13 protein-coding genes are annotated in these 25,920 nt (G+C 55.3%); 5 read left to right on the top strand and 8 right to left on the bottom strand.

Annotated elements, in window-relative coordinates; translation table 11 throughout:
* Window position 1: 1 nt before the first annotated feature.
* The 6 genes from VN577_13020 to VN577_12995 form a co-directional block, all read right to left on the bottom strand.
* Entirely contained in the window at window positions 2-3,172 is a 3,171-nt protein-coding gene (locus tag VN577_13020) for a PEP/pyruvate-binding domain-containing protein (GenBank protein ID HWR15743.1), read from the bottom strand.
* On the bottom strand, window positions 3,172-4,950 hold the full coding sequence (locus VN577_13015; protein HWR15742.1) for a PEP/pyruvate-binding domain-containing protein: 1,779 nt from the start codon (window positions 4,948-4,950) through the stop codon (window positions 3,172-3,174). Before VN577_13015 ends, VN577_13020 begins: the two co-directional genes overlap by 1 nt.
* A 40-nt stretch (window positions 4,951-4,990) precedes the next feature.
* Window positions 4,991-6,331: a Glu/Leu/Phe/Val dehydrogenase gene (locus VN577_13010; protein HWR15741.1), complete on the bottom strand. Its 1,341-nt coding sequence runs from the start codon at window positions 6,329-6,331 to the stop codon at window positions 4,991-4,993.
* Window positions 6,332-6,638: 307 nt separating this feature from the next.
* Window positions 6,639-8,060, bottom strand: a complete 1,422-nt coding sequence (locus VN577_13005) for a twin-arginine translocation signal domain-containing protein (protein ID HWR15740.1) — start codon at window positions 8,058-8,060, stop codon at window positions 6,639-6,641.
* Window positions 8,061-8,136: 76 nt separating this feature from the next.
* Complete coding sequence (locus tag VN577_13000; protein ID HWR15739.1) at window positions 8,137-10,308, bottom strand: glycoside hydrolase family 3 C-terminal domain-containing protein; 2,172 nt, start codon at window positions 10,306-10,308, stop codon at window positions 8,137-8,139.
* Window positions 10,309-10,431: 123 nt separating this feature from the next.
* Window positions 10,432-14,112, bottom strand: a complete 3,681-nt coding sequence (locus VN577_12995) for a carboxypeptidase regulatory-like domain-containing protein (GenBank protein HWR15738.1) — start codon at window positions 14,110-14,112, stop codon at window positions 10,432-10,434.
* A 442-nt stretch (window positions 14,113-14,554) separates the two neighbouring features.
* Between VN577_12995 and VN577_12990 the strand changes: the two genes are divergently transcribed.
* Both VN577_12990 and VN577_12985 read left to right on the top strand, forming a co-directional pair.
* Window positions 14,555-17,221, top strand: a complete 2,667-nt coding sequence (locus VN577_12990) for a glycoside hydrolase family 2 protein (protein HWR15737.1) — start codon at window positions 14,555-14,557, stop codon at window positions 17,219-17,221.
* 2 nt (window positions 17,222-17,223) lie between these two features.
* Window positions 17,224-18,141 carry an ROK family protein gene (locus tag VN577_12985; GenBank protein ID HWR15736.1) on the top strand — a complete coding sequence of 306 codons (918 nt, stop codon included), beginning with the start codon at window positions 17,224-17,226 and terminating at the stop codon, window positions 18,139-18,141.
* Between the two features lie 20 nt (window positions 18,142-18,161).
* Here VN577_12985 and VN577_12980 read toward each other — a convergent pair whose 3' ends face one another.
* Window positions 18,162-19,319, bottom strand: coding sequence for a cellulase family glycosylhydrolase (locus VN577_12980; GenBank protein ID HWR15735.1), 1,158 nt, complete (start codon window positions 19,317-19,319; stop codon window positions 18,162-18,164).
* Window positions 19,320-19,433: 114 nt separating this feature from the next.
* On the opposite strand from VN577_12980, the gene VN577_12975 reads away from it, so the two are divergent.
* From VN577_12975 to VN577_12965, 3 genes are all read left to right on the top strand, one after another.
* Window positions 19,434-20,963, top strand: a complete 1,530-nt coding sequence (locus VN577_12975) for a sialate O-acetylesterase (GenBank protein HWR15734.1) — start codon at window positions 19,434-19,436, stop codon at window positions 20,961-20,963.
* 60 nt (window positions 20,964-21,023) lie between these two features.
* Window positions 21,024-22,058, top strand: a complete 1,035-nt coding sequence (locus VN577_12970; GenBank protein HWR15733.1) for a LacI family DNA-binding transcriptional regulator — start codon at window positions 21,024-21,026, stop codon at window positions 22,056-22,058.
* Window positions 22,059-22,126: 68 nt separating this feature from the next.
* On the top strand, window positions 22,127-23,425 hold the full coding sequence (locus VN577_12965) for a sugar MFS transporter (protein ID HWR15732.1): 1,299 nt from the start codon (window positions 22,127-22,129) through the stop codon (window positions 23,423-23,425).
* Between the two features lie 60 nt (window positions 23,426-23,485).
* On the opposite strand, the gene VN577_12960 is transcribed toward VN577_12965, so the two are convergent.
* Window positions 23,486-25,831 (bottom strand): glycoside hydrolase family 31 protein, encoded by a 2,346-nt coding sequence (locus tag VN577_12960; protein HWR15731.1) that lies wholly within the window; start codon window positions 25,829-25,831, stop codon window positions 23,486-23,488.
* Window positions 25,832-25,920 lie beyond the last annotated feature (89 nt).

The raw sequence follows: 25,920 nt of genomic DNA, 5'->3' as shown, positions 1-25,920 counted from the left end.
TTCAAATGCGCATCGGCAGTTTCCGTGCGGCATCGGTGATAGCGTCGATCTTCACGGCAAAGCTGCTACGGTCGTCGATGTCCTTATCGCTGATGAGATGGATATCGAGGAGACCATCGGTGTGATAGCCGGTCCGCAAGAAATTCATCTCTGCGAGACAGGAACTCCATCCGTCGAGCCACAACAATAACTCCTCGCGTTGTGCGTCACTGCCGGTGAAGTGGAGCATGATATCGATGTCGCTGGCGGGGCCGGCGGTAGCATTTTTGGTACTGCCGATGAGGTAGAAAGCCTTCACGCCGAATTTCTCCGGATCGAGCTGTGCAGCGATCCGCTGAGCCATACGGAAGCGCCAGCGCCAGTGCTCATCCGAGACCTTCTCAACGACACCGCTGGTGTCAAACTCGAATTCCTGCTTGTTCTTGCCGGTAGATGGCTCAGCGAGAAATCCCACGGCCTGATCGAGATCGGCATTCATCAGGACACGAAGAATCAATCCGCCGGTGGTTCCGGGAACATCGATGACGTGTAGCGTGTCCGAGAGACTCGCGAATTCAGGCAAGAGCTCGGGGAGAAGATTGCGCGAACGCTTAAGAAAGCTCTCCCTGAAGACGGCGTCCCCCTCATCTGGATAGAGCGGCAAATAGCGGATGGAGGCTTCGACCAGGTCCTGAAAGAAGTGAGTCCCGAAGGAAAGATCGGGGGTGTAGTTGCCACGCTGCCGGGCGACTTCGATGAGCATGCTCGTGTTGTTGATGTCGGAATACGTAACGGGCACACCGAGCTTAATATCGCCACGACTTCCCCACCTTCCCGGGCCGATCATGATGAACTGACGCTTGGGAAGTAACTTGTTGAGCCGACTCACGGCGCGTCCGACTTCGAGCATCTGCGACATTTCCAGCTGGCTGTAGCCATCCAGATCGACGTAGACGATGTGAGTCGTGTCGGGAACTCTGCCGTTGGAGACAAATTTGCTCGCGGAAAAGACGACCTTGTCACTTGGAATGTTCTGCGGGATGGCAGATGGGGTGGCATCGCCGCCGGCGCTTTCGGGCCTGCATTGGACGAGATAGAAATCCTGGCCATCATAGGCAAACTCGATATCGACCGGTTTCCTAAGCCTGGCCTGAAGCAGAGTCAACAGTTCCCGAAGCAGCGCGACAAAGCTCGTATTCCGAATGAGGCCTTCGAAGGTAAAGACGACGTCGTCGGTTTCGAAGTTCGGCATCCCAATGGGCTGCTGAATCCAGTCACCCTTAATAACGGAGACGAGGTTCCTGACTTGCGGATATTGGGATCCGCATTCAGCCAGCAGTTCGAAGGCACTGACGGTCTCGAAAGCGTTGGATTCGAGGTTGATGACATCGATGCGCTTCGGCGAGTACTTCTCGATTTCGTCGACGGTCACATTCGCCCTGAGGTTTGGCTGACCAGGAGCGATGAGAACGGGGTAATCGTCAGAGACGCGGTCGACGGCGCGGGTACCCAAGCCGGGCACCAAGCGAATGAGGCCATCGCCTCGCTGGATGCGAGATGACCACCGGAATTCGTTGTTGCTGAAGGCGACTCCGGAGCACGCCGGGAGGAAGTACCGGCCGATGGACTGCCCCACGACCTCCTGGATCATGATGCCCATCTCTTCGTGGACGTGGAGAAGTCCGCGCTCGATACGGTATTCGGTCGGATCGGGGCCAAAGATGGAGGCGTACACTTCCGCGATCGCATCCATCAATGCGGAGAGCCGTTCTTCTTTAGTGCCACGATTGCCCAGAAAGAGACTTTTATATTTTCCGGAAAACGCAGAACCGGAGCGGTCCTCGAGCAAACTTGAGCTGCGGACGATTAGCGGCTTGTCGCCGAGGTCCTCAAGCGCAACGGCGAGGCCCTTCGCCAGTTCGGACGGAAAAGACGAGTTCTTAAACAGAGCTACGAGGTGCGGGTACTCCTGCCGGATTTGGTCGATCTCGGAATATTTGCGGCTGAGGACGTCTTCCAGGTCGTTGTGATGGACAAAGTGGAGAATCCAGTCGGAAGTGACATACCAGGTTTTAGGTACTTTGATCCGACGAAGGTTCTGGCTGACGCGCGGAGACTTGTCGACGATTTTCTTAGCAAGGAAAAGACCCGCGCTCTTGCCGCCGAGTTTGCCATGACACCGCGGGGGGTAGATGATGCTCCCCAGCAGTTCGTAGAAGTCTTTAACCTCAATAAACTCTTCGGCGACGTTAATGAAATCGACATTCTCGGAGAAGAAGCGGCGGATCAAAGATACGCGGAGACCCTTTTGTGTAGCGAGCGAGAGCTCACTTTCCTCGATGCTAGTGTGGTGATAGCGCTCAAGGGCTTCGATGATCTCACCGAGCGGAGTGTCCTGATTTTCCAGGGCGCGGACGAGAAAACTGGATTTGTCTTCCTTGATCCAGGTGGTGACCAACTGCAGAATTTCCGATTCGTTGAGGTGCTCGCTCGCAATGCGGAAGGCGTCTTCAGTCAGATCAGGCGCACTCTTCATCATGCGGCGTAAAGGGCGATTCTCGTCGGCGATAGACTCCAGCAGCCCCGGGATGGTGCCTCGTTGAAGGAGCTCGCGAGCTTCATGAACTCCGCGCCAGCTGAGATGATTGATCAGCTTGCGCGAAATACGCTTCAGCAGTGCAGCGTCGGTTTCACGGAGGAAATCGAGGACTACGCGCCACTCGTATTTCTCGTTGCGGATTTCGCCGGTGGTCTTCAGCCAATCGCGATGAGCGGTCTTGAGGCGTTCCTGGGTGAGGGTGCTGGCAATGCGTTCAGCAACGGTCTCGATGAGCCTACGCTCCTCTTTGAGGAAAGGACCTTCATCGGCGTGCGGCATCTGCCTGGTGTAGAAGACCTCGACGGCACCGACAGGCTCGCCTTCCACCAGAATGGTCGCCGATAGCGACCAGGGGGTTACGCGAAAGCCGGGTGGCTCGATGGATATGTTCTCGATAAGAACGCGAGCCTTGCACATCTCGCTGTACTGCCAGCCATTGGGCAATATCTCTATGACCTGTCTCAACACCTCCTCAAGCGGCCGCTCACCATTCGCGGTGAGAAGATCGTTCACCTGATATAGACAGTTCAGTTCCTTCGCACGCTCGCGCAGTGCGTGCACGATGTTGCTGAGTTGGCCCTCGTCGTGCGGCATTACGTGGTGCTCCTCGGTCTTCCGGATTGAATCAATCCTCGCCCGCTCCGGCCATCGACCCGGATGTCGAGCGGTTCCGCGAGATGGACATGGCGAACATGCTCAGTCTCATCTGCTACGGGCTGGCGGTTCAGCCAATCCCAGTTGATCCGGAACCGACCATCGTAGCGCAACATGAGGTACTTGGCGTCAAAGCTTGAAAGGTTATGGAAGAAATGGGATCCCTGGCTCAATTCCACGTTCATATTTGGCAGAGTGGATTCAATGATGACCCTGGCTGCCGAGATCTGACTCCAGTCTACCGGTATACCGAGAGACGGGTGTGAACTACCCCAACGCCCAAAACCTATCAATAGGTACGAGCGTCCCTGCTCCTGAAGACGTTTATTGATGGCGCCAATCTCGGCGGCAAGGATGGGAGTTGTCCCGGAAGAGAAGGAGTCGGGCCGGACGAAGACAATGTCGTGAATGTTGGGAACTGATCCGTTGCCGAGGACCTTATCAGAGGCGACTATCACGTCCGGTTTCGTCAGGTCTTCTTCGGAAACGGTGACGGATTCGCGTGAGATCACTATCGGGCGAACCTGAAGGAGTCCGACCCGGAAGGACTGAAACTGCCCTCGCTCGTAATGGATGGTAACCGCAAACTCGATTTCTACCTTTTGGTCAAAAACACTCTCCGCGGCGCGTAGCAGTGCCTTGATCACGTAGTTGAGCGGGATCTGTTCGAGAACCAGCAACGGAGCGAAATTGAGAACACGGGGGCCTCGAGCACGAGTGCCGGGAATCATGCGATCACGTTCGACATCGAAGGTGGAGGCGAGAAGGGAGAGAACTTCGTCTGACTCAGCATCGCCGAGATTGGCATTTACCATGTACTCGGTTTCGCTGACAGGATCGTAAGCGGGTGGCTTACCCATGTTTACAGCCCAGAAGTGAGTCTGGGTGCCATCTATTAACTCGTCGACAGAGCCGAACGGTGGAGCAACCTTCGGGTATTCGGGCGAGTAGGTCCACGTGATCCCGCCGTCTACGATGGTTTTGCCGAGTCCTAAAGCAAGACTGACGACACCTTGCTCGGGCAGAGCCGATCCCATTGGGTAATAGTTATAAGATCGGGCGACTCCGGAGACGTCGGGATAAAACCGATCCTCGTGGCGGAGTCCGACGATTTCCTGGATGATAACGGCCATCTTTTCGTCGAGTGGATTCCGACCAGTGGTTCGAATGTACTCGCGCGCTTCACGAAAGAAAGTGGATGCGTAGACGCATTTCATTGCCTCAACCAGCTTGCGGAAACGCGTATCGGCGTCGAACTGGTTGTTCGGAATCATCTTCGTGGCGTATACGCCGGCAAATGGGCGACCGATCTTGTCCTCAAGAAGACTCGACGAGCGAATTGCTAAAGGTGTCTTTACCTGCTGGCTGAGTGCACGCAGATCTCCGAGGAGTTCGACGGGGAGCTCCGTTTTTTGGAACGCCATGCCGATGCGATCGTCGGACATATCCTCGAACGGAAGGTCCAGCAACTTGTTCTGACTTATGAAGTCATCAAAATGATCCGTCGCGATGACGGCGAGGGTGGGCACATCGATTCTGATATTTGGGAGGCGGCCGAATTCTCCCATCTGGGTGGCCAGCAGATCCTTGATGAATACAAGGCTGCTGGCCTTTCCACCGATGGAACCTGTTCCTATGCGAGTGAAACGAAACGTGCCGTCCCAGAAGTTCCGGTCAAATACCGGTAAATCGGCATGTGCCACTCCTTGATTGCTCATGGCTCCTCCGACCGGAATCTAACGGCACCTAACGAATCGTTTATACCCAACCACGCTCGCGGCAGGCCTGCGCTACTCTACCGATGGCAATCGCGTAAGCAGCGTCGCGCATATAGAGTTTCTGGCGGCGAGCAAGTTCGGACACGGCGTAGTAAGCGGACGTCATCTTCACGTCGAGCTTTCCAAGCACTTCATCCTTCTCCCAGAAATAGTTCATGTTGCTCTGGACTTGCTCAAAATAACTGCAGGTAACGCCACCGGCGTTAGCGAGGAAGTCGGGAATCACCCAGATACCCCGCTCTTTAATAACGGCGTCGGCTTCTGGTGTGGTGGGACCATTCGCACCTTCCGCGATGATCTTCACCTGCTTGCTCATTCTGCCGACGTTCTCGCCAGTGATCTGATTTTCAAGTGCTGCCGGGATGAGGATATCGACGTCCTGCTGGATCCAGGCATCACCCGGCAACATTTCGTAGCCGAGGCTCTGCGCTTTTTCTTTGTTAATTCCACCGAACTTATCGGTAATGCTCAGAAGTTCCTGCAAATTGATGCCGGGCATCTTCTTGTACGTGTAAGAAGTTTGATCCGCCTGATCCCAGCAGGAGACAGCGATGACCCGGCCGCCCAGCTTCATGTAGAGTTCAATTGCATATCGGGCGACATTGCCGAAGCCCTGAACACTGGCTGTCGTGTTCTCGGGCTTAAGGCCGAGTTCCTTCAGCGCCTCCCGGAGAGTAAAGACGACACCATAGCCCGTGGCTTCGGTGCGTCCAAGTGATCCGCCCATACCAACGGGTTTGCCAGTAATGAAACCCGGGTAGCGTCCACCATTGATCTTCTCGAATTCATCGAGCATCCACAGCATGTGTTGGGAATTGGTCATCACGTCGGGCGCCGGGATGTCCGTGGTGGGGCCAACATTGCAGACGACCTGACGAACCCAGCCTCGGCAGATCGCTTCTTGTTCGCGCATGCTGAGGTTGTGGGGATCGCAGATCACACCGCCCTTGGCACCGCCGAGCGGAATGTCTACCACCGCGCATTTCCAAGTCATCCACATGGAAAGGGCGCGAACGGTATCTACTGTTTCGTGGGGATGGAAGCGGATGCCACCCTTTGCGGGTCCGCGGGCGTCATTGTGTTGGACCCGAAATCCACGGAAGACCTTAACGGTTCCGTCGTCCATACGGACGGGGATGGCGAAGTGATACTCACGAAGGGGGAATCGCAACAGTTCTCTCGTAGGCTCGTCGAGGCCCAAGTACTCAGCTACCTTGTCAAACTGGGCCTGCGCGATATCGAAAGAATTAGCAGGTTTAGAAGCTTTCTTTTGTTTTACTTGCGTGTCCGAACCTGGCTGTTCGGCCAACATCGTAGGCATGACTGTCTCCTTGATGCTAATGATCCCATAAGAAATCATTATTGCTCATCTCAAATGTCCCATTTTGGGGGAAACCCCACTGTGACAGGTGGCACCTGAGGGGGTGACGCAGTGTCACAATCGCGTGACCGAGGTGCCCGCCGCTTAGGGCAACAGGAGTTTATCTCTCTTTGTTCTCAAGGGCTTAGCTGGTCTTGGCGGCCTAGTTTGAAGGGCGGGTGCGCCAACACGGAGGGGTTGACCACGAGTGTACAGAAAGCCTGTGGCTGCAACGGCAACCACAGGCTTTATTTCGATGGCGCGGCGACTATGACCATTCGAGAGTGGTGACGGAATCGGACGGAAGTTCGATCGATACCATTGAGTTCCCGACGGCGATATTGGCGGTAGCAGGTGACTTTGCGGAGTTTGTCAGAACTGCGACGTATCCGCCACGCGTGTTCCTGGCAACCACGTGCTGCACTTCGGCGCCACCCGTGGACTTCAGGATTTTTGCTCCTCGTTGAATGTGCTGGGAAAAGTGCTGCATCGCCCAATATTGCCCGCTGTAGGTAAGTTCCCGTGTAGCGGAATGAACGGTGACCAGACCGGCGCAGTTGAATGGTCCGATATTCGGCTTGCCCTTTTCATCGAGCGCGTAGTTCCAGGCAATGATGGAGCGAGACCAGTTACGCAGAATACTGGTGAACTGGGTTGACCACTTCGCCCACTCAGTCTCGTATCCGGGCGTATCGAAATCGGGTCCGCCTTCAGTCCAAAACATGTCCACGTCCGGGAAATGCTTCTTTACGTGTGTCATCGCGTCGGGGGTACCGACGTATCCATGCCAGGCGACGCCTTTGATGAACTTCTTAGCACCGGGGTCCTCGAGCTCACCGATAGCGCGGCCCCAGAGATTGTAGTTGTGATCAAGTACCCAGATGTCGGCGGAATCAGACGATTTCGCGAGTGCGGGTCCGAGATGATCGCGGACAAACTCGATCTCATACTCCTGCGCCCAGATACAGGCGGGCATCTTGCCATCCTGATCGGTATCCACTTCGTTCTGCGGAGTCACGGAGTTGATCTTGACGCCTTCGGCGACGTACGCGGCCAGAAACTTGTCGAAGTACTTTGCATAAGCGCCAAGCCATTTACGACGCATGCTTCCGCCCAGCATGGAATTGTTGAACTTCATCCATCCGGGTGGACTCCACGGGGAAGCAAGAAGCCACATGTCGGGGTTGGCGGCTCGTGCTTCGCGCAGGATCGGAAGAATGTATTCGCGATCGTGGGCGATGGAGAAACGTGTCATTTCGGGATCAGGCTCGCTGCCTTCGGAATAACTGTAGACGTTACGCGAGTAGTCACTCGCACCCATACAGACACGACTCGCCGATAGTCCGATTGCGGATGGATGAAACAGATTGTGGAACAACTCTTGACGGACGGATGGTTCAAGGCGGCTGAGGGTGTAACAAGCAGCGTCCGTGAAAGCCGCGCCAAATCCAAGCACTTGTTGGTACTGCTCAGCCGGATCGACAGTGATCAGATTCGTTGCTCTTTTGTCCAGCTTCTTCCATTCGAGAGAAGGCAGTTTCGCATGTTTTTGCGAGCCAGCGGTGGTCCAGACCGACACGTTACCGGAAGGAGAATCTGACGCAAGGGCCGAAACGGCGTGAGGCAACGACGCGCTTGCCGTTGCGACGGCGGAGATTTTCAGGAAGTCACGACGATTGAAGTTCTGCAAAGTATCGCTCCGAATGAATGATGGTTAGAACGCATGGCTGCAATTGAAGAGCATTAAAATGATGAAGCCGACGGAATCAATTCGGGATTTTACCGCCTTCAACCCGAATTTCCGCCTTGCTGCTCCAATTCGCCGACGAATTGCCGACATGAAGCAGAACACGACCTTCATCCGTGACGAATGCGTGCTGCGCAACGTCCCAGTAGGAGAGGACCGAGGCCGGGACAGATATTTCGACGTTACGTACTTCTCCGGGCTTGAGCGTTACCCTCTTGAATCCGACTAATTGTTTGAACGGGCGGCTCACTTTCGAACTGGGATAGGTTGCGTATATCTGCACGACCTCGTCGCCACTAATCGGCCCGGTGTTCTTCAAAGAAACCGAGGCGATGAAAGAAGAAGCCGGGGAAACCGCGCTCGATTTGGTTTTCAATTGGCCAAATTCGAAGGTGGTGTAGCTCAGACCATAGCCGAAGGGATATAGCGGGTTGCCACCGAAGTACATGTAGGTGCGCCCATGGCGGATGTCGTAGTCCATCAGAGGTGGCAATTGCAGTTGACTGGTGGGCCAGGTGTGCACGAGATGCCCACCGGGGTTGACGTCGCCGAAGAGAACATCGGCGAGCGCGTTGCCGAGTTCCTGGCTGTTGTGCGTGACGTGCACGATCGCGGGAATGTGTTCCTCGCTCCAGTTAATGGCATACGGGAAACTGGAGAGGAGCACCATTACCGTACGCTTGTTCGCGGCGAAAACTGTGCGGACCAGTTGCTCCTGCTCGAGGTCAATCGAGCGGCGGTCGACCGCCTCCTTACCGTTGCTGGGCACGGGGCACTTCGCCCATCCCGCGTCACACTCGGGATGATTCCCCACGATCACAATGGCGACGTCGGCATTCTTTGCAGCTCGCGCAGCTTCTTCCTCGTTGGTGCGAACAAATTGCACCTTGACGCTGTTGCCGGCGCGGCGGCGTATGCCTTCGAGTGGGCTGACGGTGTAGGGCGGAGTACCCGAATACCAGTCGAGTAGGACCTGATCGGCGTAGGGGCCGATCACGGCGATGGACTTGATTTCCTTTTGATGGAGCGGAAGAGCGCTCGCCTCGTTCTTCAGCAAGACGATGGATTTCTGGGTGACGAGCCGGGCGAGTTGCTTGTGCTCGTCCGAGGTCCAGGGATCGGGGCCGTCTTTAATTTTCGAGTATGGGACCATGTCGGGTGGGTCGAGTTGTCCGAGACGGATCATGACTCGGAAGACACCACGCAGAGCGGCGTCGATGTCTTTCTCGGTCAGCAGTCCCTTTGATACCGCCTCTCGAACCGGCGCGTTGTACCGGTCGAGAAACTGATTGATGCCGGCCTTGATCGACTCCGCCGCAGCTTCGGCAAAAGTACGATACCGCTTATGGTCGGTAACCAGCAGAGTCATCGCTCCGCCATCGGTGCAGATAATGCCGTCATTTCCCCATTCGGCGACTGTAACCTGCTTCAGAATGGGGTTCACCTCCATGGGGGTGCCATTGTAGGCGTTGTACGACGCCATAAACGCCCGCGAGCCGCCCTCTTGAATCCCGCGCCGGAATGGCACGGAGTAGTACTCGCGGAAGAGGCGTTCGTCGAAGTCGGAAGAAGAGTGAGTGCGAGTGTCTTCGTTACTGTTCGCAAGAAAATGCTTCATCAGGGAAGCAGCCTGCCAGTAGCGGGGATGATCGCCCTGAAGTCCCTTTGCAAACGCAACGACCATGGTTCCGTTGAAGAATGCGTCCTCGCCGTAGGATTCTTCGGTGCGCCCCCAGCGAATGTCGCGCGCCAGGTCGGCGTTGGGCGCTCGCACAACAAGCCCGCCGCGATGGTACTTTGGGCTCTGAAACATGAATCTGGTCTCGTAGCCTTCAGCGGCCGCGACTTGCCGGATCAACTCGGGATCCCAGGTCTCACCCAGGCCCACGGCTTGCGGGAATTGCGTCGTAGGTACAACGGAGGGACGACCCCATCCGCCAGGACCTCCCATGGCGAGACCATGAAGTCCTTCGACATGACCCGCGCCGCGGATGCCCAGTCGCGGTACATCGGGCGAGGTGCCAAGGCAGGAGATTTTCTCGTCCAAGGTCATAGTCTGGAGGAGGTTGGTGATGCGCTGTTCGACAGGGAGCGCGGGATCCTGGAACGTGTATTTGAATTGTGCCGTTGCCGGCAAGACAGCAAGAATCAAGGTGATGATGGCAAGATTGCGGATATTGGTGAGTGCCATGAAGCTGCCTCTCGAGTGAATGGCTGAAGAAAAATAGGTCCGGCGGTTACGCCGGACCTAATGCGTTACAGGGGCTTGCATGCGATGCGGGACCGGCCGTGTAGCCGTATCCCGCTCTCTGTTCTAGAACTCGAACTTGATTCCAAGTTCCATCATGCGACGACCCACCGACTGGGTAGCCCTGCCGGTGAAGTTCCTATTCGTCTGCGTGTACGTGATAGGCGCGTTCATGTTGCCATCCACGGTACGGTCTCCGACCAGCACCAACTTCAGATCATCGCTGCTGAACTGCGGCAATGCACGGTTCAAGAAGTTGAACGCATTGACGCGGAACTGCAGAGACTTGCTTTCGCTGATCTTGAAGTTCTTGTACACCGAAAGGTCGTTGTTGAAGTATGCGGGACCCTTGATGTACGGCCAAATGAAGTTGCCCACCTGGCCCTGCTGCGGACCGGTGAAGCAACTCGGGTTGAAGTACTGGCCATTGCTGAGCCCTTGCCGCGGGTCGCAGGTCAAGACCGGCAACAGCGGAGTGGCATCGGTGCCGAGAATGAAGGTATTGCCGATGCGGTCACCGGAGAACGAAACGTTAAAGGTTCCGGCCGTGTTCGGCTGTAGCGGCACGCCACTCTGGAACTGCGTAACACCAGAGAGTTCCCATCCATTGAGTACCGCATTGAGAACAGGATTCGACGTCGCTACCTTCGGGGTGTCGAGCACATAGGCAAGGTTGAAGATGTGGGTGTGATCGAACGCCAGAGGACCGTAGTTGGAATCCAGATCGAAAGAGTAAACGGTAGTGCCGTTGCCGTTACCGTTGTTCGTCTGGCCGTCGCGGATGCCCAGCGTTTTGCTGAAGGTGTAGTTGGTGGTGAACTTGGCAAGGCCGGCTTGCTTGCGCCAGGACAGCTGCAAAGAATGGTAATTGGAATAGCTGCCGTGCGACACAAGGTTCAGAGCTTGCCCATAGTTGCGGTACGGCCGGTAGTCACCGCGTTGTCCCGAGCCGTTTCCGTCGGGCACGTTGCCGGTAGCCACGCCACACCAGGCACCGCAGCTATCGCCACTCTCAACGTAAGTAATGCCGGTGACAGGATTCGGTCCGAAGAACGCACCCAGAGGGACTTTGTTGATATTCGAGAAGAACACTCTCTGGTCGCCATTACCAGTGAGCAGCATGTCCCTCGAACGATTGCCAGAGTAGGTGACTTCCAGCAACGATTTCAGTGGCATTTGCTGAGAAATCGTTACGTTCCAGCTCTGGGTGTGAGGTGTAGCATCATCACCACGCTTTAACAGGTACTGATTGCCATTGAAGGCCGATGCTGCCCCTGGTGAATAATTTGCAGCTTCTGCCAGCGAGGACAACTCACCCGTGCTCACGTTCTTGATGCCCATGCCTTGGGCAGCAGCCACGGAGATGTCGTTGTACGAGAACTGCCAGTAGTAGATGCCGAAGCCACCACGAAGTACAGTCTGGCCATTTCCGAATACATCAAAGGCTGCACCAACGCGGGGAGCCGGCGTGAAAACCGGAGACGTGAAACCAGACTTTGGAATGCTGCTGTCGATTGCGTTCCATTTCATGCCGGAGAACGGGGAAGCCGTAGAACTGTTGCTGTAGCTTGCCTCGTCCCAGACTGCAAATCCGGGGTGATCGTTAATGGCATACCACTGGCCCTCATGATCCAACCGGAGGCCATAGGTAAGGCTCAAGCGACGATTCACCTTCCACTGGTCCTGCGCATACAACGAGTACTGGTGGAAGCGCGTGTTGTAGGTGGGAACGTTGCTAACCTGCGTGTAGCTCGCAGGGTGCCCGATCAGGAGATCGGCAATCGGGTTGTAAGTTGAATTGTTGTGCCACCAGTCGAAGTCATACATGCCCTGCGCCCAGGAGCCATATCCGCTCGCCTGATGGTTGGTCGCCATATCCCAGTAGCCACCGAACTTCATGGTGTGGGAACCGATGACCTTGGTCAGGTTGTTTGCGAACGAGGGAGTCTGCTTGGCGGCACCAAAAGCACCGTTGTAGAAGTCAGAGGAGAATCCCGGACCGTAAATGTTCGGGAAACAGCCGGAATTGTTGCCAGCATTGCCGCAGCTCCAGTTCACGATGTTGGGGATCTGGGGTGCGATATTCGGAGTGAAGGCTCCCTTGGCGGTGAACCCTACCTTGGAAGGATCTATTGCTTCAGGGTTCGATGGGCGAAGCGGGTTTACGAACTTCGACCAAGCGAAGACAAACTCGTTTGTCATCGTTGGGCCGAACGTGCTGGTCAGGTTCACGCTAAGGCTGTTGGACCCGACTTGTGCCGGCAAAGACGTCGGATAGGGGATGGTCGAACTCGGCCACCACCAGATACCGATATTGTTAATGTCCTTTTCGTTCTGCTTGGTCCAGGTGCCAGACAGCCGATGGTTATTGTTGATCACGAAGTCGATCTTCGTGCGCAGTTCCCATCGGTTCAACGGCGGCTGGTTCAGGTACGCGTAGTTGTATCCATTGTGTGCTGCCGGATCCTGGTTGGGAAGCGGCATCAGACTCATCAGCGCAACCCCGTTCGGATCCCAGAGGGCTTGCGGAATCATGCCGTTTTGGACGGACATACCAGCCGGTGTGTTCGAGCACCAACCGCTATCCGTCGGCCATCCAGTTCGGTCGCAAGGCAGTTTGCCAGAGTCACCGTTCAGAACGTTGGTGCCGCTGAAATCGCCTCTGCGCATCGCTTCGGTGGGAACCACGGTCTGAAGCAAGGTGCCTGAGGGGCTCTGCTTCATGTACTCGTAGCCAACGAAGAAGAAGAGCCGGTCACGGTTCTTGTTAATGTCCGTTCCCGGAATGATCACCGGGCCACTGAGAGTGCCTCCCGGATAGTAATACGACTCCTTCGGCTTCGGCTGCTTTGACTGCTTCAGGTAGGAGTCTTCCGCGTTCATGGAATCATGACGGGCATAGAGATAGCCGCTGCCATGGAAGTTTTTGCCGCCGCTCTTGCTATAGGCCTGGAATACGACCGGTCCTTTGGCAAACTCAGCGCCGTAGGCGGAGTTCAGGAGCGTAACTTCCTGGGTTTGGTCCTGGTTGATATTCGAGATCTGACTGCCCTGGTTACCAGGATCGACGATATTCGCGCCGTCGGAGGTCATGGTCATGCCGCCGTAGGGAGCGGTTCCGTTTGCGGAGAACTGCCCTAGAGGGCCGTTGCCCGTTGAGGTCAGTTCGCTATTCCACTGTTTGTTACTAAGGCCGTTGTTCATGCCCATACCTGGCATGAGGCGAATCAATTCGGCACCGTTACGCCCGGTGATGGCGATTTCGGTGACCATCGTTTCGTTCAGGGTCAGTCGGCCTTCACCGGTCTCGACTGGCACCTGGTCGGCCGACGTGATGACCTCAACGGTCTCTTCTTTCCCGGCCGGGCGAAGTTTGACGTTGGGAAGGCTACGGTGTTCGCCCTGGCTGAACACAAGATTGTCGTACTGGATTGGGGCGAAACCTTGGGCAGTAACCTTTGCACTATAGGTACCCGGCGGAATGGCGGAGAAATTGAAAAATCCAACCGAGTTGGATGTGGTGTCGCGGGTGACGTGCGAAGCGTCGTTAGTGAGGACGATGGTCGCGTTCGCGACAACCGCTCCGCTGTTATCGAGAACCGTTCCGCTCAGCGTGCCTGACGCAACCTGTGCGAACACGTTTGTCGAGGTTGCTGCGATGATCAGCAGCAACGCTGTAAGTAGGACGAACTTCCATAATCCCCCTGGGTGGCGAACCGCGCACCCTGCGGGCTCAAGGCGCTTCATATTTACCTCCAACGGTGATCCAAGATGCAGCCAATTGTGTGCCGACTACTACAGCGACAACGACAAACCCCGCGCCTGTACGGCGTCTCTGAAATCGTCCGAAGGTAATCCCGGGACATTCTCCAAGTCAAGGGAAAATACAAACTTTTTGCTGTTGATACCGATATCAAGAGGGTACCGAGGCCCGCTGAGAACCGCCGGATGCCCAGTGCACGTTGCAGTGAACTGGAGCCAAAGAGTAGCGATAAGCGTGCCGAAAGGCGATTTGCCTTCATCGTTACGGCGATGTACCGAGGTACCGCATTCCGCACTTGGGGATATGCACTATCTCGGGGATGGCCGCAAACTGATATCGATATCATTGACATCCGCGCTTTGGCTATGAGACCTTTCGAATCTCCGAGCCGTAAATTGAAAATTTTGATCCACGCGAGGTTTGCAGATGATCCTCGGCTTACCGCTCGGCAGCCCTCGTGCTGCCCTGAAACGACTCGAGCTTCCAGCCTGCCTGTTGATCTTTATGATTTGCGTGTGCACATTCGGTATCGCGGCGGTGCAAAGCCGCACAATTCATGAAGGCTGGAGATTTCGCGCACTATCCGAGGAAGTACAACCGGCGTTCCGGGAATGGCGCGCTGCGTCGGTGCCGGGAGTGGTGCAAACGGACTTGTTGGAGAACAAACTGATCCCAGATCCGTTCTATCAGACCAATGAGTATCAATTGCAATGGATTGGGCTGACGGATTGGGAATACCAGACTGAGTTCACGGTGGACCAGACAACACTCGGCCGCGAGCACGTTGAGTTGGTGTTCGACGGACTGGACACATTCGCCGAAGTGTGGCTGAACGGTCATAACATTCTGAATTCGGAGAATATGTTTCGAACCTGGCGCGTGGAGTGCAAGAAGGACCTGCAAGCGGGAGCAAACACGCTGCGCATTGTCTTTCGTTCGCCGGTGATGAAGCTGCTGCCAAAACTGGAGAAGCTTCCCTATCACCTGTTGTCCGTTAATACCGCGCAAACGGGCGCGGAGAGAGGCATCCCTACAGATCCGTTCACGAGAAAAGCTCCTTATCACTACGGATGGGATTGGGGACCGCGGTTCGTGACATTGGGAATCTGGCGGCCGGTACACCTGGAATCGTGGGACGGGCTTCGTATTAGCGACGTGTACATCCGTCAGGATCGGATTCGAACGGAAGAAGCGCAGATAAGAGCTCAGGTTGAGGTGGAATCTTCTGTTCCACAGGTGGCGAAGGTCACAGTCGAATATGGCGCCCCCGGAGTCTCGACCGACACAGCCTCGGTGAGCACGAAGTTGAACGCGGGAACCAATGTCGTGGATGTTCCTATCAGGATTGCTTCGCCGAAATTGTGGTATCCGGCCGGTTACGGGAATCAGGATCGCTACAAGTTTTCAGTGGTGGTCCGGGGCTCGAAAGAGCAAGACCGTCGCGAAGTACTGAGCGGATTGAGGTCCGTGGAACTCCGTCGCCAGAAAGACCAGTGGGGGAAGAGTTTTGAGTTTGTGGTGAATGGAATTCCGGTGTTTGCCAAAGGCGCAAATGTCATTCCGTTTGATAGTTTCCTGCCGCGAGTCACACCGGAACGGTACCGGAAGATACTCCTCGATGCGCGCGCCGCACATATGAATATGATCCGCGAATGGGGCGGAGGCGCATACGAGAATGACGTGCTTTACGAACTGTGCGATGAGCTTGGAATCCTGGTTTGGCAGGACTTCATGTTCGGCGGCGCGCTCGTGCCGGGTGATGCCGAATTCCAAGAGAACGTGAGGCAAGAGGCGATCGATAACATCAAACGGCTTCGCAATCACCCGAGTGTAGTTCTCTGGTGCGGCAACAACGAGACCGAAACAGGGTGGAAGAATTGGGGAGACCGGATGTACTTCAAGAACTCCGTGCCTCCAGAGGAGCGCGAACGTATCTGGCAGGACTACGTGGTCCTATTCCGGGACATTCTGAAGAGTGCGGTGCGGGAATATGCACCCGATCTTCCATATTGGCCGAGTTCTCCGGGTTCCAACTTCGAGCCAAATCCTGATGGGCAGAGCAACGGGGATGTGCACTATTGGTCAGTCTGGCACGCCCTGAACCCCATCGAGGATTACACAAAACAACTTCCGCGTTTCATGTCGGAGTACGGGTTCCAGTCATTCCCAGAGATGGCGACGATTCGCACCTTCGCACAACCCGATGAATTTGCGATCAACTCGCGTACGATGCAAGGACACCAAAAGAACACCGGCGGCAATGAGCGGATCCTGGCCTACATGCTGCGCGAATACCGGGAACCGAAGGATTTTCCGTCGTTTGTCTACATGAGCCAGGTGTTGCAGGCAGAGGCCATCAAGACAGCTGCAGAGCATCTGCGGAGGCTGCGTCCGAGGAACATGGGATCTCTTTACTGGCAGTTGAACGACTGCTGGCCGGTCGCATCGTGGTCGAGTATCGACTACACGGGCAGATGGAAAGCACTGCATTACTACGCCGTTCGCTTCTATGACGATCAGATTGTTTCGCCCTTCCGTCATGATGGGAAGATTGAAATCTTTGTGATCAACGACAAACTGCAGCCGCTGAAGGGGACGGTTCGTCAGCGGCTCATGGCATTCGACGGGAAGTTGTTGTCGGAATCTGTACACCCGGTCGATGCACTGGCGCAGTCCAGCACCGTGATCGGCACCGTGGAGGAAAAGACCCTCCTGGGGAATGCCGACCCACGCCAGGTATTCGCAGTGTATGACTTGGTACGGGACGGAAAAGCAATAAGCCGGAACGTGGTGCTTTTCGGAGTAACGCGAGACCTTCAGCTTCCTCATGCGAACGTGGAAGCTAAACTCAGCCAGGTAGACGGAAAACCCGTGCTGAGCCTGAGTGCGCCTGTCTTTGCCAAGGCGGTTGGATTCACGTTTGGCGATTTGATGGTGCAGGCTTCAGATAATTACTTCGATCTGCTGCCGGGAGAAACACGGACCGTCACCTTAGAAACGACGGCATCCATTGACGCGCTGCAGAAAGCCTTGACCGTGAATAATGTAACTGATGCATCCGCGCCGGCCGTAACGGCGCGTACGGCGCAGTAGAGATGAACCTGGGTTCGGGAGACTATGTGCAGTTACTGACCTTCGATGTCGGCGGAAGTCACATCTCGTCGGCTCTCTTTGATTCGAGTTCGGAAGAGATCGGGCCGGTACAGTCCGTGTCGATGGAGGACACCATCACTCCCGACGGCTTCATGGCGAAGCTGAGCGAGCTACGGAACGGACTCGCTGGCAGGATCCAGGAGAGGGCAGATGTAGAAGCCATTGCAATGGCCCTGCCGAACCCGTTCGATCATTTGAGCGGAGTTTGTCGGTATCGTCACAAGTTGTCGAATCTGTACGGTGCAAACTTCCGCACGGGGATTTCTACTCAGTTTGGGATTGATCCTGGCAACATTCACTTTGTAAATGACGCTGAGGCATTCCTGCTCGGCGAACTCAGCCACCGGAAGCTGATGAACGGCGACTACACACGCGTGATCGGTGTCACGCTCGGAACCGGAATTGGGGCTGCATTCGCAGTGAACGGGATTGTGCTCAAAGAGGGCGAGGGAATTCCGAAAGGGGGAGAGATCTGGAATCTTCCTTGGGACGGGCGCATTGCGGAGGAAGTTGTCTCTACTCGCGCAATCCAGCGGGCCTACTGGCAACGGACAGGAGAAACCCGACCGGTTTATGAAATTGCACGATTAGCAGGTGAACATGCTGATGCCACAGCCGCGTTCGCTGAGTTTGGTGTTGCGCTCGGGCAAGTTCTGGCGGCTGTCAGCGGGGCATTTCGCCCGAAACGCATTATCGTGGGCGGTTCGATCGCACGGAGTTCCAAGTTATTCCTGCCTCATACCAGGAGATGCCTTCCTGCGACGTGTTCCGTTGAAGTTTCGGCGCTGTTTGACAAGGCTCCACTTGTCGGCGCCGGGATCAGTTACATGAATTCCAGAGAGCACGCAGCAGCACGGTGAAGCGGCGCTTCCGTTGGCAATCAGTTTCCTGCTGACACTGCTCCGGGTTTCTTGGGAGAAAGCGCCAGAGCTTTTACGATTCCCGTATCAACGTTCGTCTTTCCGTTCTCGCGGACGACCACTCCAAAGCCTCCGGCGTAATCCCAGATCGTCCATCCGATGCCGTTCTTCTCGAGTGCTGTGCGGACGTCGGATAACCACTTTTCGCGATCCACCGGCTCGGTGAAACGGCGGTAGACTCCAAATTCATTACAGGTCAGAACAACATGGTTGAGGCGAGTCCAGTCGGCAGCAACTCCGATCTCCTGGCTGATGCGGTCGAATCCCCACGAATCGAATCCATAATGAATGACGCCCAACTTCCCTTCGAGCGTTGGTTGCGCATCAGCCAATTTCTTCTGATCCTGAACAGCCGGATAGCGAAGACCCCGAAGCGGAATGAGCCACTTCATGGACCAAGTTGCGCCCTGATGAGTGAAAGTATGCGGGTCATAGTAATGAAAGTTGTAGATGACGTTGCCGTCCTCGGAGGGCGTTATGTGCAACAGCTCCCACATCCCAGACCATTTAGCCCCGCCAAGAATCAACGTATGCTGACGGTCTACTGCGCGAACGCCCGAGACGATCTGATTCTGATACTGGGACCATTCGTCGGAACTCTCAAATTCGGGCTCGTTGAGCAGCTCAAAAAAGACTCGCTCTGGATCTCTGCGAAGTTCGTGCAGCGCGAATTTCTGCCAGAAGATGACGAATGCCTTCCTGCTGGCGAAATCGACCGAGAGCCGCTGCTTGAACGGGCTCTCCGGATGGGCGTCCAATATGACGTTTAGACCGTTTGCCAGCACGGTATCAACCGCGGCATCCAGCGCCTGGAGCATCGCAGGCTCGAGCTCTCCGTTTGGCAGCATCAGCGGCTCAGGGTTAAACGTGAGCCGAACATGATCGAATCCTGTCCTTGCGATAAGTTCGATGTCTTTTGACGTGTTGTAGGTACCGAAGTGCCTGGCGTCGTACGGAGTTTCGCTACCGAGTTGGGCAAACCAGTGGCTAAGGTTGACCCCGTGTCGGATCCGTTCCAGCCTGCGTGCGGCAATCTCCGTACCTGGTCTTGGGAATGATGGGTTTTGGGCGAAAAGGAATGGAGCCGCGAATAAAAGTACGAGGAAGAATTTCCGCATAATTATCAGTACCCAATACTTGTAAAGTCTCTGCTCGAAGAAGACGAGCAGAGCATCATACCCGCAAAAAGAAGGCTTTGGGAACGATATCAACTAGGACATAATGTAGGCTCGATGAAATCGCTTTTGCGTTTTGAGCGCCTAACCCAACGGTCATTCGTGTTGTGGTGCCTCGTCCTAATTGCTTTGGCTGTTCCAGCCTTAGCGGATGTCACCGTTCCTGCCGTGCTCTCGGACGGGATGGTCTTGCAACGAGATCTGCCCGTGCACTTCTGGGGCATGGCCAACGCGAAAGAGCGCATCACCGTTGCTTTTCGAGACGAGGAAAAGTCAACCGTAGCCGATGAAATCGGTCATTGGAACATATATCTCAAAGCTCAACCGGCAGGCGGACCATTTGAAGCAGTTATTCGCGGTGCGAACACCATTGTCATTCGTGACATCCTTGTCGGAGACGTTTGGGTCGCATCGGGCCAATCTAATATGGAATGGCCGTTGATCAAGGCGGCAAACGGACCGGCCGAAGTGGCCAATGCGAATTGCCCGAACATTCGGCTGTTCGAAGTAATCAAAAAGTACGCGGATACTTCCCAGGAAGACGTGGCTTCCAAAGGCTGGCGTGCCTGCTCACCGGAGTCGGCGCGAGACTTCTCGGCTATTGCCTACTACTTTGCGCGCGAGACTCAATCATCACAGGGCGTACCTGTCGGAGTGATCGGCAGCTATTGGGGCGGCACGATCGCAGAGGCGTGGACGAGTTTGGCGGCATTAGCATCCGAACCAGCACTTAACCCCGTAATGTTGAGCTACGCCCTCCGGATGGAGCAGCAACCAGACTGGGCGCGTCGGGCGAAGCTCGAATCGGTCCTTATCGAAGCAGCGAAGGCAAAGGGTGCCCCGTGGCCGAAGGTTCCGTGGCGACCAGACCTGCACATCTGGCAGCCTAGCGCTCTATTCAATGCGATGATTGCACCGTTGACGCCTTTCCCGATCAGGGGAGTGATCTGGTACCAGGGTGAGAGCAATTCGAAACTCGACAGATACCCGCAGCTCTATGGCCGAGTGTTTGAAACGCTTATCCGAGACTGGCGCCGCCGCTGGGCTATCGGAGACTTTCCTTTCCTGTACGTTCAGCTTGCTAACTACACCTCAACTCCGGAAGAGGACTGGCCCACAGTTCGCGAAGGCCAGCGCAGCGCCCTTGCACTGAGAAACACCGGTATGGCGGTTACGGTGGATGTCGGCAATCCCGATGATGTCCACCCGCTGGATAAGAAGACCGTTGGCCACCGCCTGGCATTAGCTGCTCGCGCGATCACATACGGAGAAAAACTGGAGTTTTCAGGCCCGCTGTTCAGCCAGATTACTCGCGAGCCGAATGCCTTGCGTGTGACATTCGATCATGCAAAAGGATTGAGAAACACCTCGGAGGGCGTCATCGGGTTTGAGATAGCGGGACAAGACGGCAAGTTCTTCCCTGCCGATGCCCGAATTGAGGGACCATCTGTAATCGTAAGCAGTTATGCCGTTGCGGAACCAATCTCGGTACGATACGGTTGGGCAAACAATGCGCAATGTAATCTTGCGAATCAGGAGGGGTTACCTGCGTCGCCTTTTGTAGCGGAGCTAGAGTTGCTGCACTGAAAGGCGCGCTTCCCGGCAACCGATTCGCCCCAAGAAGATCGGAGCGGACCAAAGAGTTTTATGAAACGAACGCCGACAATGGGTGATGTCGCACGACTGGCACGCGTCGGGAAAATGACAGTGTCTCGCGTGTTGAACGATCATCCTCACGTCACAGAAAAGACAAGACAACGCGTCTTTTCGGCCATCGCGAAACTTGGGTACAGACCGAATGAGGCTGCTCGAGCTTTGCGCTCCGAACGATCGAAGTGCATTGGACTGATCGTTCCCTCCCTGCTTGATTCTTTTTTCGGCATTTGCGCACACGCGATCCATGAACTGGCCCGAGAACGCGGCTACACGGTTATGACAGTCGCATCAAGCGACGACCCCGAAGTGGAAGCTGCCGAGGCAGAAATCATGCTTCGCCGGAAAGTAGATGGAATCGTAGTCGTGCCTGCTAACCATCGTCGCAGTTCCCTTACCGGCAAACAATTCGGACACATCCCTATCGTCTGTTTTGATCGTCCTGTGCTTCGTAGTTCCGTGGATTGCGTTATTGTCGAAAACGAAGTCGGGGGAAACCTCGCCGCCCAGCACCTAATCTCTCACGGGCACACGCGCATTGCTTTCGTCGGACCTTCGGCAGACCTGTTCAGTATTCAGCAGCGCCAGCAAGGATTCCGCAAGACCACGAAGCGTGCCGGCCTGATTGCGCAAGAAGTGAGCGGAATGGATTCGCGGCAGCGGGCGGTTGAACTTCTAGGGCCACTTCTAAGTTCTAAAAAGGCGCCTACAGCAATTTTCACTCCGAATAATGTGTTGACCAAGTTCGTCCTGGAAGCGCTACAGACGTTGCAGATTTCCGTGCCGGAGCAGGTTGCACTGGTAGGCTTTGACGATTTTGAACTCGCAGATGTGCTTAAACCAACGCTGACCGTGGTTCGCCAGCCGGCAGAAGATCTAGGACGAACAGCGGCGAATCTGTTGTTTCAGCGACTGGATTCAAAAGACAAGAGCGCACCGCGCCATGTAACGCTTCCGGTGGAGCTGGTGGTGCGGAACTCCTGTGGATGCGGCGCGGGCCGTCATTTCACAGCATCTGTACGAGCATAGTTTTTGTTTGAAGTTATACACATCTCAGCCGAGCATGATCGGCTGTACGTAGGGGAGTTTTCCTAAGCATGCCTTCCATCAATACCGCAGCAGCTCCGCAGTCTGCGACTGTGGCCGCTCCGCAGACGAATCGCGGCGCAATGGCGATGGTGACCTCGCTGTTTTTTATGTGGGGGTTCATCACCTGCCTCAATGACATTCTTATCCCGCATCTGAAGAGCATCTTCGACCTGAATTACACCAGAGCGATGCTCGTCCAGTTCTCATGGTTCGGAGCGTATTTTCTCTTCTCATACCCTTCGGCGAAGATCATTGACGCCATCGGCTACAAGAAGTCGATGGTGACCGGACTGGTGGTAATGGGCGCCGGCACACTGTTCTTTATCCCAGCTGCGCAGGCAGCATCGTATGGACAGTTCCTGGCCGCAATCATTATCGTCGCCGCGGGAATGACGCTGCTGCAGACGTCGGCAAACCCATACGTTGCCATTCTGGGTCCGCCGGAAACAGCCTCCAGCCGGCTGAACCTGACGCAAGCTTTCAACTCGCTGGGCACGACGGTAGCTCCGATGTTTGGTGCCATTCTGATTCTTGGCGCAGTCGCCGAACCCGTTGCCGTCGAAGTTCTTCGTGCCATGACACCGGACCAATTGCAGGCCTACCGGGTGGCACAAGCAGCGTCTGTGAAGGCCCCGTATATCGGTCTTGGAGTGGCGCTGATGGTGCTTGCGACTGTGCTCGCACTGTTCAAGTTGCCGCGAATTCGCTCGGCGGAAGCGCATGAAAAGGTTCACGACTCGATATGGCACCATACCCATCTCGTCCTCGGTGCTCTCGGAATCTTCGTCTATGTGGGCGCGGAAGTTTCGATCGGCAGTTTCTTGACCAATTACCTTAATCGGCCAGAGATTGGGAATCTCTCGCTGAAGGACGCTGCCGACATGCTCAAGTACTACTGGGGCGGCGCCATGGTAGGACGATTTGTCGGCGCTTACATCATGCGACGCGTTCCTGCGAGGAAGGTGCTTGCGTTCAACGCCGTCATGTCAGGTTCGTTGGTTTTGGTCACGATGATGACAAGTGGACACATCGCGGTCTGGTCGGTGCTATTAGTGGGACTGTTCAACTCCATCATGTTCCCCACCATCTTCACTTTGGCTATCGAAGGGATGGGGCCCTTAACGGGCGACGCATCAGGACTGCTGATTGCTGCCATTGTGGGCGGAGCAATCATCCCTGTCGCACAGGGATTCATGGCCGACCACATCGGTATCCAACCGGCATTTATTATCCCGGCGGTCTGTTACGTTTACATTGCTTACTATGGGCTGTTCGGCAGCCGGAGAAAGGTGCCGGTCGTGGGATAAGTGGTGCGAATCAACAAACAGGGCTGCCGATTGGCAGCCCCTTTTTACTGCTCGCAAACTCTACCGCAACTTGACGGTCACTTCCCTGCCCGAATATTGGATCGTCTTATCTGCTTTTACTGTGGGAGCAATGCCGGCTCCCTTCTTCTCACTAACGAGAACTATACGTAATTCACGCTGGGTTACCATACCCGGGAAACTACCGGTACGCGGGCCTACGGTGAGAGTGCCAGTTGAGTCGTTCCAGTGCATACACACCAAAGCGTGCTGGCCTTTCTCGTACCGATAGCTATCGCCCTCATCTTCGTACAGCGTAAAGTCGCCATCAGCGCCGGCATATACACGGATTTCCAATGGCCCACCAGGATTTTGCGCTGCATACTCGATTTCCGGTCCCATCGTGAGAATGGAACCGGCACGGATTAATAGCGGCATCGTTTGCAGCGGAGCAGACATTTCGATCGACTTTCCGCCGTCGATGGTCTTTCCCGTCCAAAAATCGTACCAACGAGTTTTGGGCAGATAGACTCTTCGGCTGGTTGCTCCTGCTTCAGTTACGGGTGCGACGAGGATCGACGGACCGAAAAGAAACTGATCTCCTATATTGAGCACGTTGGCATCAGAACGGAAATCCATCAGTAAAGGGCGCATGGGGGTGTAGTTCTCGGTCGTAACCCGCCACGCAGTGGAGTAGATGTAAGGCAACAGCCGGTAGCGCAGACGGTCGTAATCGACGAGGATCTTCTGCGCCTCGGGACCGTACGACCAAAGCTCGTTCTGGTTCGTTGTCCTTGTTCCATGAACGCGGAAGATAGGCGAGAAGGCACCGTACTGGAACCAACGGACAAACAACTCCCGGTAGGCCGGATCGTCCGGATTTCCGGATACGAATCCGCCGATATCCGTGGTCCAGTAAGGCATTCCAGACAGAGCGTAATTGAGACCCGCCGGGATTTGACGTTTATAAGACGCCCAGTCTGAAAGGATGTCGCCCGACCAAACGGCCGCTGCATTACGTTGCGAACCTGCAAATGCCGAACGCGCCAGAATAAACACGCGTTTGTCATCTGTAACCGATCGCTGTCCTTGGTAAACGCCACTAGTCGTCATCAGCGGGTAGATGTTCGCGTAACGGTCGCCGCTGCCGATACCTAGTTTGTGGCCGAGGAGAATGCTTTCTTCCTGTCCTTCGGTCTCGGGTTCCACGGTATCGAGCCACCAGGCATCAATGCCAATGCTGAATAGGGCTTTGTTCATCAACTGCCAGTAATACTTCCGAGCCTCCGGATTCGTTGCGTCGTAGACCGCCATTCCTGCGCGATGATAGGGCAGTTTGTCGTACTTAAACTTCTCGATGAACCAGCCCTGGCGATCCATGTAGTCGTATTCCTGTGAACCTGGCTCGAAGAATGGCCAGACCGAGATCATCAGGTGCAGATTGTTTTTGTGTAGTTCCTCGACCATTCCTTTGGGATCGGGATAGTTGGAGTTGAAGATGTGCTCGCCTTTGCGGTTCCACCAGAACCAGTCCTGGACGATGTTGTCGATTGGGATGTGGAGATCACGATATTTGCGTGCGACGCCGAGCAACTCGTCTTGAGTTTTATACCGATTCTTGCACTGCCAAAATCCATACGCCCACTTCCCGAAGAGCGGGACACCGCCGGTAAGGTCGCGGTAACCGGCAACGATATCGTCCATTTCAGGACCGAAGATGAAGTAATAGTCGAGAGTGTCGGCGACTTCTGAACTGATGTAGAGATAGTTCGGAAAACGGTTATTTACCTTCGAACGTGACGCGTTGTTCCAGAAGATACCGTAACCATTGCTGGAGACCAGAAGCGGGATCGCTATGTTGGCGTTCTCCTGCGAAAGATCTACGGATTCTCCGCGGTAATTCCACACGCCGGCCTGATGCTGGCCCAGCCCATAGAGACCTTCGGGCGAACCATAAATGTTGAAAAAGCCCTCGGAACGATAGGTCTGCTCGCCGTTGACGGTGGCCGGAGTCAGCCAGCGATTCTCATCCTGAAGCAATTTCCGCTCACCCGCAAAGTACTCAATGATTCCGCTGAAACGCGTGACGACCACCCGCAACTTGGTGGTGGAAATCGTAATATCCTTCTCCGTCTCATTGACGTTGAATACGACTTTCGGCCACTGCTGCCTTATGACGACGTAGTCGGTCTGCTGGGGGAAACTGCCAGTTGGAGAAAGCGTTACACGAATGATGGAATCGGAGCACAGTTGCAGCCGCAGTGCTCCGTTCTTGAGAGTCAGTACTACAGCGTCAGGCTGCTTCTCGACGCCAGTAACGCTGTTGAACTCGCGCCATTGCGAAAAGCTGTTTATTGAGAGAGCGAAGAAGACGAACGTAACGATAAGAAATCGATTGCAGAATCGCATAAGGATTCACACTCACGCGGAGCCCGAAAGAGCGGCTCATGGATTCAACAAACACAAGCCTTCAGTGCTGATGAACTGAAGGTTGATAA

This window comes from Terriglobales bacterium (assembly GCA_035561515.1).
GTDB lineage: Bacteria > Acidobacteriota > Terriglobia > Terriglobales > Acidobacteriaceae > DATMXP01.
Note: the sequence above shows the minus strand (reverse complement) of the source record. Positions and strands in the feature narration are given on the sequence as shown.